We start from the raw sequence: 17,950 nt of genomic DNA, 5'->3' as shown, positions 1-17,950 counted from the left end.
GCAGGAATCAAATGACCTGGTGGCCCCATTCCTGCTTTCTTATTTTTTACATAACTACATTCACTATACGTTTTGGAACTACGATCACCTTTTTAGGCGTATTTCCGTCGAGCCATTTGATCACAATTTCATTGGCAAGTACTTCTTTTTCAATTTCTGTTGCTGCGGTATCCAGGGCAAATGGCAAAGTTACACGCACTTTACCGTTGATCTGGATCGGATATTCGAAAATCGCATCCACAACATATTGCTGTTCCCACTTTGGAAAAGCAGCTTTTGAAACAGTTCCTTTTTCATTACCCAATGCATCCCAGAGCTCCTCACTCAAATGCGGCGCATAAGGTGAAATCAGAATTACAAGTTCCTGCAAAATTGCTCTCTTGTTGCATTTCAAACTTCCCAGTTCATTCACACACATCATGAAGGCACTCACGCCTGTATTGAAAGAAAAATGCTCAATATCTTCTTCAATTTTCTTGATCGTTTTATGCAAAACGCGCAATTCTTCCGGTTTTGCAGGCTCGTCTTTTACAAGCCATTGCCCCTGATCGTTATAAAACAAACGCCAGAATTTACGGATGAAACGGTAAGTTCCATCAATTCCATTCGTATTCCACGGTTTTGCCTGTTCCAATGGACCAAGGAACATTTCATAAAGTCGCAAGGTATCAGCTCCGTATTTCAGAACGATATCATCAGGGTTTACAACGTTAAATTTGGATTTTGACATTTTCTCAACCTCCACGCCACAATGATATTTCCCGTCTTCCAGAATAAATTCAGCATTTTCACCGGCTATATCAAGTCGTGATGCTTTGAATTTTTCAATATCCAGAATGTCATTTTCCACAATATTTACATCCACGTGTAAAGCCGAAACTTCATACTGAGATTTCAATCCGGCACTTACAAAAACAGGTTTACTGTATTCATCACTTTTGACACGATATACAAAACTGCTTCTTCCCTGAATCATTCCCTGATTAATCAGTTTTTTGAACGGCTCTTCTTCCGGCACAAAACCTCTGTCTTTCAGGAATTTATTCCAAAACCGGCTGTACAACAAATGTCCTGTGGCATGTTCCGTTCCACCGATATACAAATCGACATTTCTCCAATAATCAATCGCTTCTTTTGATGCAAATTCATTTTCATTTTTTGCATCCATGTAACGGTACCAGTACCAGCTGCTTCCCGCCCATCCGGGCATGGTACTAAGCTCATATCCGTTTCCGCTTCCATGCGCCCAACCGGCTGCACGGCCTAATGGCGGCTCACCTGATTCTGTTGGCAAATATTTATCAACTGCCGGCAAATTCAGCGGCAATTCTTCTTCTTTTAATAAATAGGGTAACGGTTCGCCAGTACTGTCACTTTTATAGAAAACAGGAACAGGTTCACCCCAGTAGCGCTGACGGCTGAAAACGGCATCACGCAAACGATAATTGATTTTCCCTTTCCCAACACCTTTTTCTTCCAGCCACTGTATCAAAACTTTATTAGCTTCATGGAAAGTCAGACCGTTGATCATACCGGAATTGATATATTTCCCTTCTTTGGTATTATCAGCCTGAACGTCAATTTCCTTTTGCGAATCAAGGATCGGGATAATTGGAAGATCGAAATGTTTTGCAAAATTCCAGTCGCGCTGATCACCAGACGGAACGGCCATGACGGCACCAGTTCCATAACCCGCCAAAACATAATCTGCGATGTAAACCGGGATTTTTTCGTCGTTAAATGGATTAATCGCATAAGCACCTGTGAACGCACCAGAGACGGTTTTCACATCACTTGTCCTGTCACGCTCCGAACGTTTTTTTGTCAAATCGATATAAGCATCAATATCCGCTCTTTGTTCAGCCGTAGTAATGACATCCACAAGTTCATGCTCGGGCGCGATCACCATAAAAGAAACTCCGTAGATGGTATCAACACGGGTTGTGAAAACAGTGATCGTTTCTTCACCCGCTTCGCCATCTTTGGACGTAGCCACCGGAAATTTAACCAAAGCACCAACCGAACGGCCGATCCAGTTTCTCTGCTGTTCTTTCAAAGATTCCGTCCAGTCTACCTGATCCAGCCCGTCCAAAAGTCTTTGGGAATAGGCCGTGATCCGCATCATCCACTGACGCATCAGTTTCTGGATCACCGGAAATCCGCCACGTTCGGAAACGCCGTCTTTTACTTCATCATTTGACAAAACAGAACCTAAACCCGGGCACCAGTTCACAGTGGCATCGGCCACATAGGTAAGCCTGTATTTCAGTGTGATCTTATATTGCTCCTCTTCCGACCATGAATTCCACTCCTCAGCTGTGAAAGAGGGAATATCTTCATCACAAGCAGCATTTACATTTTGATTACCATCTTTTTCAAATATCGCAACAAGAGTTTCAATTCTTTCCGCTTTTTGCGCATCGTTATTATACCAGCTTTCAAAAAGCTCGGTAAAAATCCATTGTGTCCATTTATAATATGACGGATCCGAAGTACGCACTTCACGACTCCAGTCATAGCTAAAACCCAGATTTTTTAATTGTTCAATATATCGGGTAATGTTTTGCTCCGTAGTAATTGCCGGATGCTGGCCGGTCTGGATAGCATATTGCTCAGCCGGAAGACCGAAACTATCAAAACCCATCGGGTGCAAAACGTTGAAACCTTTCAGGCGTTTGTATCTCGAATAAATATCAGAAGCGATATATCCCAGCGGGTGCCCTACGTGCAAACCAGCACCGGAAGGATACGGAAACATATCCAAAACATAATATTTGGGAAGATCTGACGCATTTTCTACACGATAAACCTCATTGGTTTCCCAAAAACTCTGCCATTTCTTCTCAATTTCCCGATGACTATATTCACTCATTCTTTCTCAACAATTTAGTCTAAAATTAACCTTTGGCCTTTACAGCCCGCAAAAATAGTGCTTTTGATTGTATTCGTCCCTCTTTTGCCCCACCTGATCTCATTTTTTTCGTAAGAAATATGGAGCCATTTTTCATGATTATTAACACTTTACAACTTTTCCATCTTGTTATGATCCTATTTTAAAATGTGACCAAATCGCTATTTCCTTGTATACTAACTGATTTCAATAAAAATCATATGCTTAAAGTTACAAATATGGCTTGTAGAAAGAAATTCACACATTTTGATCCGCAGCACCCATTAAACCTAGGGCATAGCTTTTTTACAAATCATTACTGTAACCAATTATAGTTCATCAACAAATTAAAAACAGATTATGAAAAAGGTACTATTAATCGCACTCTGCGCAATTGGAATTAGCTTTTCAGCGTCAGCACAATATGATCCGGCTTTTCGTTTTGGTGTTAAGGCAGGAGCGAATTTATCCAATGTAAATGGAAATGATTTGGCTTTGGGTTCAGGTTCGAATGCTTTCAATTTTAAAGATAATTCTGATCGTACGTTAGGGTTTGCAGGTGGTGTATTTTTCCGTTTTGGACGTAATTTTTATGTTCAGCCAGAAGTTTTGCTTTCTCAGAAGGGTGCAAAATTTAACTTCGACAATTCAGTAAATGACGGTAAAGTTGACGTAAGATTCTCTAATCTTGATGTGCCGGTGTTATTCGGTGTTCGTATTGCGAAATTCTTCCGTATCAATGCAGGTCCAATGGCTTCTTATCGTCTGTCCAATAATGGTAAACTTAGTGATTCATTTGATCAGGCTACCAATTCTGATTCAAAAGCTGACTTCAATAATCGTCTTGCTTTCGGATACCAGGCAGGTGTAGGTTTTGACTTTGGACGTTTGAGTCTTGATGTACGTTATGAAGGAAACTTCAACGATATTGTTAAGATAAATTATAACAATGCTACAACTGCATCTCAGTTTGGTAAAAAAAGCAACTTGTTCCAGGCTACTTTGGGCTTTGCAATTTTCTGATCTGAGTCAGAGTTAAAAGAAATATTTAGAAGGGCCATTCAATCGAATGGCCCTTTTTGTTTTGTCAAATTGATTGAATCACTAATATCAGGCTTTATTTATTTTGTTGACTAGGGAATTGCTACGGATAAAGTAATTTTGAAATAAAATTATTCAAATTGAGACATTTTATTTCAATTAAATCAACCTACTAAATAAAACGTGGCTTTAAATACCGACAACGTACGACTGGTTTTTGGATTAAAATTAAAACAGCTTCGGCTTGATAAGGGGCTGTCACTGAATGAACTTTCCCAAAAGTCGGGGTTGTCTATTTCTTATATTAATGAAATTGAAAAAGGAAAAAAGTATCCCAAATCAGATAAAATCATTGCGCTTGCCGGGGCGATGGATGTTGATTATGACACTCTGGTTTCATTAAAGCTCAGCAAAAGGCTTGAACCGATCTCTGAATTACTAAGCTCAAATATTCTTACCGAGCTCCCGCTCGAACTTTTCGGAATTGATCCGGCCAGTTTGCTGGAATTATTGTCAGACGCGCCAACCAAGATCAGCGCATTTGTAGGTACGCTCATTGAAATTGCACGGAACTATAATATGTCAGTAGAGAAATTCTATTTTTCTGCCCTGCGTACTTATCAGGAAATGCATGACAATTGTTTTGAAGATATTGAGCTGGAAGCGGAAAGATTTATGGAAGAAAGAGGCGTTCCGGCTGATAAATTACTGGACGAAACTTATCTGGCCGAAGTACTTAAAACTGAATACAATTACAAAATTGAGAATATCAATGAAAAACAAAATCCTGAATTTGCCAGTGTCAGGTCTTTAACAATTACCCGGCCACAGGGAAATCGTCTACTTATCAATGTCCATCTTTCGTCTGTACAACGTGCATTTATTTATGGACGTGAAATCGGATATGTTTATCTCAAATTGAAAAACAGGCTGCATACTACGGCTCTTGTAGAAGCAGAATCTTTTGAACAATTATTGAACAATTTCAAAGCGTCTTATTTTGCCAGCGCAGTCATTATTAAACGCAGCTTACTAATCCCTGAATTAAAAGATTTTTTTGAGCTTACTACCTGGCAACCTGAGAAATTGGTCGCGCTGGTCGAGGCTTTTAATACCACACCTGAATCTTTCTGTTATCGGTTAAGCAATGTTTTGCCAACTCATTTCGGTATCAAACAGATCTTCTTTTCCAGGTTTAATAACTTTGCCGGTCAGAATCTTTTCGAAATGACAAAGGAAATGCACATTTCCCGCAAGCATAATCCGCATACGGTAAAGGATGAACATTATTGCAGAAGATGGATCGCACTGACGGTTTTGAATGATCTGGCAGAATCGGTGCAGAATAAAACTTACGTCAATACCCTCTGTAAAGCACAGAAATCCAGATACATAGACACACAGGACAATTATCTGATTATCAGTTTTGCACAGCCGACAGCCACAACACCTAATCTGAACGTAAGTGTTTCCATGGGCGTTTATCTCGACGAGCAGACCCATAAAACAATAAAGTTTTTGGATGACCCTTCAATTCCTTCAAGAGATGTAAATGAAACATGTGAGCGCTGCTCTCTTTTCGACTGTAAGGAGCGAATCGCCGCGCCGGTCATTTTACAGAAAAAACACAAAAATGAAGAGCTAAGAAAAGCATTGCGAAGATTGATTAATTAGGCTGGAAAAGTTACGATTAAACCATTTTCAGGAGAAATATTTAAACTCATTTTATATTAATAAAATCCTTATTAATCTGTTAAGGAACGAATTCTGAGAAAAAAAACTTATTATTGTTTGAAAAGAACATGGCATTATCCATACTGATTATTCAGGAATTGTCAATTGAATATCAATTACGGATTTATTAGAATATTCTTAAAAAAAAGAGATTATCATGTTACGTTACCCTTCCATCCTATCTTTGTAAAATATTTGCAGACATTATGCCAGGTACCTACGCATTTGAAGATCTTCTTTTAAAACTTTCTACGCCATTTTATATTTCCCTGATCTGTCTGGAAATATTTATAACGTATCGTTCCCACAGAGTTTCTTATACCTTAAAAGATACCTTCACCAACGCAGCTCTGATGCTGCTTAATGGTGGCATTGATCTTCTTTTTCGTGCAGTTTATGTTGGTATATTGATCTGGTTTTACAATGTCCGGATCATAGAACCTATCGCAAATCCATACGTTTATTGGATCGCCTTGTTTCTTTTTGAAGATTTAACGTTTTATACCTTACATTATGTGGATCATCACAGCCGTCTTTTCTGGGCCGTTCATGTGACGCATCATTCTTCGGAGCATTTCAATCTGACAACAGGTTTTCGCTCGTCGGTTTTTCAACCATTATATCGTTTTGTATACTTCATTCCTCTGGTATTGATCGGTTTTAATCCGGCCGATATCGTGATTATGTATTCCCTGACGCAAATTTATGGCATCATTGTCCACACGGAATATGTAGATAAACTGGGCTGGCTGGAATATATTTTGGTTACTCCTTCTCATCACCGCGTTCATCATGCCAGTAATGTTCAATATCTGGACAAAAATATGGGCATGTGCCTAATTATCTGGGACAGGATATTTGGTACTTTTCAGGAAGAAATACCGTCCGTCCCGCCACGTTACGGACTGACCAAGAATACGGAAACGGATGGTTTGACTGAAACCGTTTTTCATGAATGGAAGGAGATCAAAAAAGATTTTGAGCAGCCGGTTGATTTCAAAACCAAGCTTAAATATTTGATTAAAGCACCTGGCTGGTCGCCTGATGGTTCCAGGCAAACCAGCAAAGAGCTTCAAAAAGAAATTCTTAAAAACAGCCCTTCCGAAGAAATCACTATTTAAAAGCAGGATTTCCTGTAATTTCTGCGCCTAAAATCAGCAGATGAATATCGTGTGTTCCTTCATAGGTTGTCACAGATTCGAGGTTCATCATGTGGCGCATAATCGGAAATGAATCCGTAATACCCATTGCACCCAAAATTTGACGGGCATCCCGGGCAACCATCAGAGCCATTTCTACATTATTTCTTTTTGCCATCGAAATTTGCGTCGTTGTTGCTCTTCCTTCATTCATTAAAATCCCCAGACGCCAGGCCAGCAATTGCGCTTTTGTAATTTCGGTAAGCATTTCTGCCAGCTTTTTCTGAACCAGCTGAAAAGAACTGATTGGTTTATTAAATTGAAATCTTTCGCCGGAATATCTCAAAGCAGTTTCATAACAATCCAGCGCCACCCCAATTCCTCCCCAGGCCACACCATAACGGGCATGATCCAGACATTGCAAAGCAGCTTTTAAACCCAAGGCATCAGGCAAAATATTCTCTTTTGGAATAAGCACTTTATTAAAAACCAGTTCGCCGGTAGCACTTGCACGCAACGACCATTTTCCATGAATTGTTGGTGTTGTAAACCCTTCCATTCCCCTTTCCACAATCACACCTTGTACACGCCCGTCTTCATTCCTGGCCCATACAATTGCGATATCGGCAAATGGAGCATTGGAAATCCACATTTTTGATCCGTTCAATATATAACCACCCTGTGTTTTGGAAAAATAGGTTTTCAACCCACCCGGATCAGAGCCATGGTCGGGCTCCGTCAAACCAAAGCATCCCAGTATTTCTCCTGATGCCAAACCTGGTAAATATTTTTGTTTCTGCTCTTCCGAACCAAACTGATAGATTGGCCACATCACCAGCGAACTTTGCACAGAAACCGTCGACCGCATGGAAGAATCTCCCCGCTCGATTTCCTGACACATTAATCCATAACTTACATAATCCAGTCCCCCACCGCCATATTCTCTCGGGATTGTTGGACCAAAAACGCCAAGTTCTCCAAACTTTTTTACGAATTGCAAAGGGAATTCTGCCCGCTGCGCATATCCCTCAATGACAGGTTTTATTTCAATATCTGTAAATTCCTTAACAACCTGGGTAATCAAACGCTGTTCCGGCGTGAGTAATTCTTCTATTTGAAAAAAGTCGGTAGTCAGCATAAGCCATTCATTTAAGTGGAGAAGAATTTGAAACTTATCAATTTTTCAATTGAAAAAAAACCTTACCAAAGCCTGACCGGAAATTATAAAATGTTGGGTTTAATCAACCAATAATTTCGGAAACATATTTCAAGTCAATTTTATGCGCCTCCGCTGCATTCATTGTTTTCGGTGATGTTTTTTCCAGACATTGCTCCAAAACAAAATGCGGTTTGACATTTATTTCCGTTAATCGCTTCATTAAAAGTTTATAGTCAATATCCCCTTCGCCAAAAGTCTCCTGCCAGATTCCTTCTTTGGATTGCCTCAGATGCAATTCAACGATCCTTTGCCCGTAGAGTTTAACAATATCAAATAAAGCAATCTGCGAATCACCAGCGCCGCGGTAGACCCAATGGACATCCAGACAAAGCGAAACATTCTGTGGCTTAGTAGCCAAAAGCATATGATGAAACTCACGACCAGCCGCACGTAGTTCAACGTCATGCGTGTGATACGCCAAAGTCATTCCACGCTTTTTCAGCTCCGCTCCCAACAAATCCAGATTCCTGGCCTGTTCGGAAAGTTGGGTATCAGATTTATTTTGCTGTCCTCCCCACTGGATCGGGTTAGGATTTGTAACGACAATTTTGGTATCGGTTTGTTTCAGCATATCAGCAATAGACAAGACTGTCTGTATTGATTTCTGTCCTTCATCATGCTCATGCAAAGAGCTGTTGACATAAACCGATGGCATTGAAAGTTTATGTTTTTGCAGTAATGGAATCAGCTTTTTCACATCTTCAACCGTATTCAGGCCGGGTTCATAGGCTGTGATTCCCGTTGATGCAAAATCGGCCAGGGATGCGTCCAGATCTGCAAACCAGTCTTTCCCCTCCCGCTGATAAAAAGTTATCCAGTCATATTGATTACAGGAAATTGGAAATGATTTTAAATTTTCCTTTGAAAAAACAAAATCCGGAAGCATAGCAGAGCCAGTTAACATGGCAGCTGAATTTATAAACTGACGACGGTTAGACTTCATACTATTTATGTTTTAAAACAGAAGTTATGCTTTTAAACATAAAGCCAGATTTAAATCATACTTACCATGTTTTGTCAAGCTAATCACCAAAAGCTATTCATTGATTGAAATGGCCAGCATATACCAGGCGGCATGGGGAAGCCACTGCTCGGCCCACCGCCAGTCGTTATCCACGCCCGTTTTGGCATATGATAAGTTGAAATCAATATCATCTTCATTGTTTAATCCGGACGTAATTCCGTTTGCAATTCCACCAGGCGCATTGGTATATTCAAAAGTCCCGAAAAACCCGTAAGCCGGATTATTATGACCAGAACCATGAAGCATACTGGCATCGTAAGGGTTTAAACCCAAAATCCAGTTCAGCTGATCCAGCGCGAAAGTTTCCAGGCTGGTTTTAAATGTTTTATCTTCCCTGAATAACGGAGCCGCAAGTCTGGCGGCGGCTGCTATGGACGCCAGTCTTGCATTTTCTCCCTGCCACCAGGGCGAGGCATCGCTGCCATGCGGAAAGAAAAACGTTGTGCGTCTGTTTCCAATGGTATCCTGCACAAGCTGCCGACTATAACCAAACGGATTATTTACTTCTCCGGTAACTTCCAGTTCATGCACCAAAGATTTTCTGATAGTCGCTTTAATTCTGGCTTGTTCTGCGGCGGGGGCTACGGGATAATAATAGGTCAGACTGGCAATCGGAAACCCTGCATCTGATGGATGAAAAAACGGGCGATCCTGATCGTCCGCGCGCCAGTAATTTGTTTGCCTGTTTCCGGAAGTTAGTCTTGAAATCAGCTGATCAGCACGTTTGGCAGCGGCTTTTGCGTAAACTTCTTTTCCCGTTGCTTTAAATAATTCCGTGGCAGCGCTTAATGCACAATAATCATCTACAATGTTTTCCTTGCCATCATTGGTCATTTCAACATTATGTTTTTCCAAAAAATCAAATGCTTTTTCGGCCGCTAAAAGGTAATCTTTATTTGTAAAATCACCCGACGAATCATATGCCGAAGCCATGGCCAAAGCAGCAATGCTTACACCACCACCCGAACGATAACTTACCTGATATTTTTTCAGGTCATCCGATTTGTCGCTGTCACTAAACGACTGACCTTCCGTTTTTTTGATCCTGTAACTCTGATCTTCCGCCCGGATCCTTCTGTCTTTTGCAAATTTCCCGGCACCGGGCGCGGAAACAGACCGATAAAAAGATCCGTCTCTGGCCTGCATCCGAACCAGATAATCGGCGCCATACATGGCCTCATCCATTAATCTTCTTTTATACTGGCGAAAATCATTTCCTTTTCTTAGCGCTGATTGTTGATATGTTTTGAAAAGTGACCAGGCCGTCAGCGATATTTGTTGCGGGTTGAAAAAAGATGAAAATGTGAGGTGTGATAAATGTTTTCCATAATCACCCGTGGCATCATACCAGCCGCCATGCGCATCAATGGTATCTTTTGGATGGCCGGATAGTATCAAATTCCGGTCTGCTTTATCTAATAAACCAGAACTTCGCTGCCCTTTAAAATAATAGACGACATTGGAAAGCGTGGATTGCTCCAAAACATTTTTATCAATAATAAAGGGAAAAGAAGCAATGGTATTACCCGCGCTTACCGCTTTAATGATATAGTTACCTTTTTTGGAAAACGAGCTGAAATCAACTGTCCAGAACAACCAGTTTTTCCATTTATTCACAGGCCCGCTGAATACAGGTTTTCCTGAAAATGCGACTTTACCGGTTTCCGTCTCCACCACTTGAAAACTGGAAAAATCCGTTTTTTTATCACTAATGATTATGGCCTTTTTTGCTTTTGAATCTTCATAACCAATATGATTGGTCAGGATTTTTGTGGATTGGGCATTCAGGAAAAAAGGGAAGAAAATCAGGAAAAACGGAGTGATCCATTTTTGCTTGGAAAGAAATGTCATATTGAGTTTAGGAGTTAAAGTTTAATACAATATCGTGCAAAATTTGCTTTGCAAAATATCTGGCCATAAAAATGTTAATCTTTTAACTCGTTTATAATATACATTAATTGTTAAACGACTGATTTTCATAATATTTAATTCTGTTTTTTGGTAATAATAATATTTTTAGTCACTTTTAATACACTAATAATACTACTCACGTAAACCATAGATAGTCATGAAAAAATTCTCCGTCCTTACCTTCATCATTTGCCTTCTGCTTAATATAATAAGCTGTAAAGATAAAAATGATAATGAGTCACCAACGGTGGCGACAGATGTTGAAAACCCACTAAAATCAGGCGAAATCTCAGTGCCTGTCAAAGCGGATCCTTCATTTTCCTGGGCACCTGCCGTCGGCTCTGTAAATCTTGGCGATCTTAAAACGAATTCTACGACCGAGCCTTTGATGATTTCTATTGGCGAAGGCGTCGAAGCTGGCTATCGTGATGGTGGTTTGTACCGTCAGGGACAGCTGACTGCATATCCAAATCTGGTTGCCCGCCAAATGGGTCTCGCTGATTTTGACCAGGCTCTTTTTGAAAAAGAAAACGGCAATGGCACAGGTTATCTTGTCAAGAGCAATACCGGAACAATTCCTGTTTTCAACGAGGTCACCAATAATCTGGTTTATACCGAAAAAGGCTCTACACTAATGAAACCTTATACGGGAAAAAACACGGACAATTTTTCTGCTCCTTTTGGCGGCCGCAATATATTCGCTGCAGACCCGGCGCAAGAACTGGCCTATAAGAATAATTTCTACCTCAATAATCCACAGCCCGCCTATCTTTCAAATACCAATTATTTGTGGGTGAACGGTTATGTAAATGCATCGCTTTTCAGCCGGTATGTTGGAACCGGATATAATTCTGCGTGGGATTACACCAAGACTATCAAACCAGAAATAGCTTTATTTGAAACAGGAACTGATGTTTATATTTTGAATAATTTGCGTGGCGGCGGAAGTGGATTATTCGGTGGAAGTGAATTTGCCTGGGAACGACAAATTCTCAATTATATGAAAGAAAAAGGAACAAAATCAGTATTAGCCACGGTGCCTGAAGTGCTTGATTTTCCATATTTCAAATGGTATACTTATGAAAATCTGATCAGGAAAACAGGTAAGCAAATTGGTATCCAGGCCAGCGATGCTTCAACACCCACAGCAGCAACAGCAGATGTTATATTTCTTCCAACTGCAAATGTAGTCAGTATTTATAACGGCAATTTTAAATCTGCTTATCTTACTGATGAAGATGTGATCCGAAAAAGTGAAATCTCAAAACCAGAACAATATAACGAGCTATTGCTCATGTGGTCAAAACAATATAATCAGCCACTGGTCGATTTTTATGCTGTGTACAAAAAAATCCTGGCCGGAAATTACGTTTCTGATGACGGCTTCAAAATTGATCCATCCTACCCAAATGGAAATTTCTTTTCTGCCGACGGCATCTATCCTTCGGCCATTGGGCAGGCGGTCTTGGCAAATGAAGTGATCAAGGTTTTGAACAGCAGTTATCGGGCTCAGATACCATTAATCAATATTAGTAATTACGCCGCTGAAATGTCAAAAGTCAAATAGTTCTCCAAACCCGGTCAAAAGCCTTCCTTGATTTTTGATCGGGTTTAAATATTAAAATTCTTACATTTGCATGATTAAAGGATAAATCCCTTTCTAAAAATGCAGCACAATCTTATACTTACACTCTTGCCGGAGATCGCTCTGGATGATGACGCTTTTCGTCAGTATATCAATAAAAAACTTAATCTTCGGATTACTGATCAACCATTTATCAGGAAAACCCGTCAGTCTATCGATGCGCGGAGCCGTCAGGTGAAAGTGAATGTTCAGGCAGAAGTTTATGTGAATGAAAAGCCGCCTTCGCTGATTGAAACACCGTTGGAATATCCGGATGTTAGCAATCGTCCACAGGCTCTGATCGTGGGCTGCGGTCCGGCTGGTATGTTTGCAGCTTTACGGTTGATTGAACTTGGTATTAAACCCATACTTTTTGAACGCGGAAAGGATGTGCGGGCAAGAAGGCGGGACCTGGCTGCCATTAATAAGGAGCATATCGTAAATCCTGAATCCAATTATTGTTTTGGAGAAGGCGGAGCCGGTACTTATTCGGATGGGAAATTGTATACACGTTCTAACAAACGTGGCGACCTTCGCAGGGTTCTGGAAATATTTGTAGGCCATGGCGCCAACGAACAAATCCTGATTGATACGCATCCGCATATTGGTACGAACAAACTTCCGATGGTGGTTTCAGAAATGCGTAAAAGCATTCTGGAAGCTGGCGGAGAAATTCATTTTGATACCAAGGTTACTGATTTCATATTAGAAGGAAATACGCTGAAAGGTGTTGTAACAGATGATAAAACCGAGCATACCGGAATTGGCGTAATTCTGGCCACAGGTCATTCTGCCAGAGATATTTATGAATTGCTTGATCAGCGGAATATTCTGATTGAAAGTAAATCCTTTGCGATGGGCGTTCGTATTGAACATCCCCAAAGCGTAATCGACCAGATCCAATATCACTGCCAGACTGACCGCGGACCTTATCTGCCGGCTGCTTCATATAGTCTTGTCACACAAACCCGTTACCAGGGCGTTCAGCGTGGTGTTTTCTCATTTTGCATGTGTCCGGGCGGATTTATTGTTCCCGCTGCAACAGCATCCGGAGAAGTAGTAGTGAACGGGATGTCGCCTTCCCGCAGAGATTCAGCCTATGCCAATTCGGGAATTGTAGTTTCCATTGAGGATATAGATTTGCTTCCATATAAAGAATTTGGCGCACTGGCTGGTTTACAATATCAAAAAGAAGTTGAACAGGCCGCATGTAAATACGCTGGCGAAACACAAGCGGCACCCGCACAACTTGTTACGGATTTTGTAAATAAAAAAATGTCAGGTGAGCTTCGGGAAACTTCTTATCAGCCAGGTATAACGCCAGTCGATTTGTATGAAGTTTTACCACCCAATATTGCTTTCCCTTTAAGAGATGCTTTTTCAGATTTTGGCAGAAAAATGAAAGGATATTTATCGGAAGAAGCACAATTAATCGGGGTAGAAAGCCGGACTTCTTCACCCGTCAGAATCCCAAGAGAACGTGATACCTGTGAACATCCGGTTTTGAAAGGACTTTTCCCTTGCGGGGAAGGCGCGGGATATGCGGGCGGAATTATGTCGGCTGCGATGGATGGACAAAGATGTGCAGAACAACTTGTCGGGCTATACGCTTCAGCATAATTAACGGTTTGGCTTCCATCAAAATATTTAGTATCATTGTTCAAACACCAGAATCTTTCGTGGAACGTTATTAAAATGCGTGAAGCATTGAACTTCTGCTGTTAAAAAATACCGACACCAATCAAAATTAAATAATACTCGCCTCTATGGCTCAGAGATCTTTCCAGGTTTTCTCGAATGAAATATATAAAAAATTAAAAGATCCGCTTCCCGGTGAATCTGCACATCAGGTCATGCAGTCAACCTCCAAATTGAGATTTACTGTCAAGCCCAACGAAAGAACCCGAAAAAGTGCCGTACTGATTTTGTTTTATCCTTATGGAAAAGAAATCTATTTTCCACTGATTTTGCGTCCGGCTTATGACGGCGTACATTCCGGCCAGGTTGCTTTTCCGGGCGGGCGTTATGAAAAAACGGATGAAAATCTTATCCGGACAGCACTCAGGGAAGCGCAGGAAGAAATCGGGTTACGTTTAAATGATGTAAAAGTGCTTGGCATATTAACTGAGCTGTACATTCCTGCCAGCAATTTTTATGTTTTGCCGGTGGTGGCCACAATCCCCTATCGCCCTGATTTTTATCCTGATCCGAGAGAAGTTGAAGATATTTTTCAGATCAAACTGAGAGAAATCTCTGACGCATCCATTATCGGCAGCAGTGAAATCCAGATACGCGGCGTACAAATTACTGCGCCACATTATGAAGTAAACGGATACAAGATCTGGGGAGCAACCGCGATGATGATCAGTGAACTTCTGTCCGTCATCGGTACCGTAGATTTGGAAGTCTGAAACTGGGAAATAATCCCTTTTATTCGTATATTAGCGAGTATTTTCATCGATGCCTCCCGGCGTTCTTCGTGCATTTTAATCCTGAAAAAATCGATTATCCATGTGCGGAAATCCGATAAGAGGCTGATCTTACTAAAATTTTTACAGCATATAAACCCTTAGTTTCCGCCTCAATTTATGGACGAAAACGGAGCTACGCCTAACGTAGAAGATAGCGAATTACACAGTCAGTTACCCGTCTCGGGCCTTTACGAAAGTTGGTTTCTTGATTATGCATCTTATGTAATTCTGGAACGTGCAGTACCTGCGATTGAAGACGGTCTGAAGCCGGTTCAGCGCAGGATTATGCATGCACTGAATGAAATGGACGATGGCCGCTTCAACAAAGTTGCCAACGTGATTGGATCAACCATGCAATATCACCCGCATGGTGATGCCTCCATTAACGATGCCATAGTAAACCTTGGACAAAAAGAACTTCTTTTCGACACGCAGGGAAACTGGGGCGATTTACGCACCGGCGACCGGGCTGCGGCAGCGCGTTATATTGAAGTGCGCCTTTCAAGATTTTCCAAAGAAATTGTTTTTAATAGTGATACCACCGAATGGCAGTTATCTTATGATGGCCGGAAACGTGAGCCGGTTACGCTCCCGGTAAAATTTCCACTTTTGTTGTCGCTGGGTGTGGAAGGAATTGCGGTTGGACTTTCAACCAAAATATTGCCGCACAATTTTTGCGAGCTGATAGAGGCTTCCGTAGATATTCTGCAAGGCAAGGAAGTTGTCATTTATCCTGATTTCCTTACCGGCGGACAAATTGATGTGTCCAATTATGGCGATGGTCATCGTAGTGGAAAAGTCCGGGTCAGGGCGAAGATTGAAGAGGAAGACAAGAAAATGCTTGTTATCCGGGATATCCCTTTTGGCACTACCACATCTTCTTTGATCGATTCCATCATCAAAGCGAATGATGGCGGAAAGATCAAGATTAAAAAAGTTATTGATAACACCGCTGCCGATGTTGAGATCCAGGTGCATCTTGCGCCAGGCGTTTCGCCGGATATTACGATTGATGCGCTTTATGCGTTTACGGAATGTGAAGTTTCCATTTCTCCAAACGCCTGTGTCATTATTGAGGACAAACCTCATTTTGTCGGTGTTACTGATATTTTACGTTACAATACACAGCAAACAGTTCATCTTTTAAAACGTGAACTGGAAATCAGAAGACTGGCCTTACTTGAAAAAATCCTGTATGGCTCGCTGGAAAAAATATTTATTGAAAATCGAATTTACCGGGATATTGAAGAATGTGAAACATTTGAAGATGTAATCCGGACGATCGATAAAGGACTGGAACCTTTTAAACCCCAATTTTACAGAGAAATTACAGACGAAGATATCGTTGAACTGACCGAAATCCGGATCAAACGTATTTCAAAATATGACGGATATAAGGCAGACGAACTGATGCGGAAATGGCAGGAAGAACTTGCGGAAACGGAAGACAACCTGGCCAATATCACCCGTTTTGCTATCGATTATTTTAAAGATCTTTTAAAGAAATACGGAAAAGGCAGAGAAAGAAGAACCGAGATCAGAGCCTTCAACCAGATTTCTGCCAATGTTGTCGCTGCCAATAACCAAAAACTTTATGTCAACCGTGCAGAAGGTTTTATTGGTTCTGGTTTGAAAAAAGATGAGTACGTCATGGATTGTTCTGACATTGATGATATCATCGTTTTCAGAGCCGACGGAAAATGTTTGGTTACAAAGGTTCAGGATAAAATCTTTGTTGGGAAAGATATTATATACTGCGCTGTTTTCCTTAAAAATGATGAGCGGAAGGTATATAACCTTACTTATCTTGATGGAAAAACCGGTGTTTCCTACATCAAAAGATTCCAGGTTACAGCTGTAACGCGTGACAGAGAATATGATTTGACACAAGGAACGCCAAAATCTAAAATCACCTATTTCACTTCCAATGAAAATGGTGAAGCCGAGATTATTACCGTCAGTCTTACGGCTCAGAGCAAAGCAAAAGTGAAACAGTTTGATTTCAACTTTGCAGACCTTTTGATAAAAAACCGGAGTGCAATGGGAAATATTCTGACAAAATACCCGGTTCGTAAAATTGTAATGAAACAGGCCGGCCGCTCTACTTTGGGTGGTGTTGATATGTGGTTTGATCCAATCATCGGCCGCTTGAACCGTGATGAACGCGGAGAATATCTGGGTAATTTCGGATCAACGGATAGTATCCTCGTTATTTACAAAGAAGGTTCTTACGAGCTTACCAACTTTGACCTCACCAACCATTATGTTTCCAACGAAGTTTTACTGGTGAAAAAGTTTGATCCCAAACTTCCGGTTACGGCTTTGTATTATGACGGTGGACAAAAACATTATTTCATCAAACGTTTCACGATAGAAACTTCATCACTGGATAAGAAATTCCATTTTATCAGTGATGCGAAAAACAGTAAGCTGATTCTTGCCTCTGCCGACAAACGTCCTCGTTTTGAGGTTATTCATGCTAAAAATGAAAAGCGTGATCAGCTTCATGAAGAATTTGTGGTGGAAGATCTTGTTGATGTAAGAGGCTGGAAAGCGATGGGTTATAAATTATCCATTGATAAATACAAAGAAATACGCTGGCTCGAATCTCTTGCCGTTTTAGTGGAAGATGAGTTGGTTATCGACATTCCTGATCTGCATCATGAAACCGAAGAAGGTGATAGTGAGGCAAAAGAAGATAGTGAAATACAGGAATCTGAAAGCAGCGAATCTGAAATAAATACGGAGGAAACTGAATCGGAAAATACGAAGGACGAGGAGACCCAGGATGATTCCAAACCAAAGAAGGAACCAAAAAAAGGCACTGATCCAAAATCACAACTAGGTCTGTTTGAATAACATGTGCTTTTAAACGCATATGTTATTCAAACGATTTT

At 40.9% G+C, this 17,950-nt stretch carries 11 protein-coding genes; 7 read left to right on the top strand and 4 right to left on the bottom strand.

What is annotated here, in order from left to right:
- Positions 1-46: 46 nt before the first annotated feature.
- Positions 47-2,872 carry a leucine--tRNA ligase gene (gene leuS / locus LXL81_RS00160; RefSeq protein ID WP_234644679.1) on the bottom strand — a complete coding sequence of 942 codons (2,826 nt, stop codon included), beginning with the start codon at positions 2,870-2,872 and terminating at the stop codon, positions 47-49.
- 378 nt (positions 2,873-3,250) lie between these two features.
- Between leuS and LXL81_RS00155 the strand changes: the two genes are divergently transcribed.
- The 3 genes from LXL81_RS00155 (at position 3,251) to LXL81_RS00145 (ending at position 6,786) form a co-directional block, all read left to right on the top strand.
- Positions 3,251-3,913, top strand: coding sequence for a porin family protein (locus LXL81_RS00155; RefSeq protein ID WP_234644678.1), 663 nt, complete (start codon positions 3,251-3,253; stop codon positions 3,911-3,913).
- Between the two features lie 201 nt (positions 3,914-4,114).
- Entirely contained in the window at positions 4,115-5,605 is a 1,491-nt protein-coding gene (locus tag LXL81_RS00150; RefSeq protein ID WP_234644677.1) for a helix-turn-helix domain-containing protein, read from the top strand.
- A 266-nt stretch (positions 5,606-5,871) separates the two neighbouring features.
- Positions 5,872-6,786, top strand: coding sequence for a sterol desaturase family protein (locus LXL81_RS00145; protein ID WP_234644676.1), 915 nt, complete (start codon positions 5,872-5,874; stop codon positions 6,784-6,786).
- Here the strand turns inward: LXL81_RS00145 and LXL81_RS00140 are convergent.
- The 3 genes from LXL81_RS00140 to LXL81_RS00130 form a co-directional block, all read right to left on the bottom strand.
- Positions 6,779-7,942: an acyl-CoA dehydrogenase family protein gene (locus tag LXL81_RS00140; RefSeq protein WP_234644675.1), complete on the bottom strand. Its 1,164-nt coding sequence runs from the start codon at positions 7,940-7,942 to the stop codon at positions 6,779-6,781. The two genes, LXL81_RS00145 and LXL81_RS00140, sit on opposite strands and share 8 nt — an antisense overlap.
- A gap of 103 nt (positions 7,943-8,045) precedes the next feature.
- Positions 8,046-8,966: a sugar phosphate isomerase/epimerase gene (locus LXL81_RS00135; protein WP_234644674.1), complete on the bottom strand. Its 921-nt coding sequence runs from the start codon at positions 8,964-8,966 to the stop codon at positions 8,046-8,048.
- 93 nt (positions 8,967-9,059) lie between these two features.
- Entirely contained in the window at positions 9,060-10,898 is a 1,839-nt protein-coding gene (locus LXL81_RS00130; RefSeq protein WP_234644673.1) for a glycoside hydrolase family 9 protein, read from the bottom strand.
- Positions 10,899-11,115: 217 nt separating this feature from the next.
- Between LXL81_RS00130 and LXL81_RS00125 the strand changes: the two genes are divergently transcribed.
- The 4 genes from LXL81_RS00125 to LXL81_RS00110 all read left to right on the top strand — a co-directional run bounded on the left by LXL81_RS00125 (position 11,116) and on the right by LXL81_RS00110 (position 17,912).
- A complete protein-coding gene (locus tag LXL81_RS00125) occupies positions 11,116-12,525 on the top strand; it encodes a hypothetical protein (RefSeq protein ID WP_234644672.1) in 1,410 nt (469 codons plus the stop codon).
- Between the two features lie 99 nt (positions 12,526-12,624).
- Complete coding sequence (locus tag LXL81_RS00120; RefSeq protein ID WP_234644671.1) at positions 12,625-14,202, top strand: NAD(P)/FAD-dependent oxidoreductase; 1,578 nt, start codon at positions 12,625-12,627, stop codon at positions 14,200-14,202.
- Positions 14,203-14,348: 146 nt separating this feature from the next.
- Positions 14,349-14,993, top strand: coding sequence for a CoA pyrophosphatase (locus tag LXL81_RS00115; RefSeq protein ID WP_234644670.1), 645 nt, complete (start codon positions 14,349-14,351; stop codon positions 14,991-14,993).
- A 177-nt stretch (positions 14,994-15,170) separates the two neighbouring features.
- On the top strand, positions 15,171-17,912 hold the full coding sequence (locus tag LXL81_RS00110; RefSeq protein WP_234644669.1) for a DNA gyrase/topoisomerase IV subunit A: 2,742 nt from the start codon (positions 15,171-15,173) through the stop codon (positions 17,910-17,912).
- Positions 17,913-17,950: the final 38 nt, after the last annotated feature.

Origin of the sequence: Dyadobacter sp. CY356, assembly GCF_021440195.1 — a bacterium.
In the GTDB taxonomy this organism is placed as follows: Bacteria; Bacteroidota; Bacteroidia; order Cytophagales; family Spirosomataceae; genus Dyadobacter.
The sequence above is the reverse complement of the archived record's forward strand: the minus strand, read 5'-3'. Positions and strand labels throughout refer to the sequence as shown.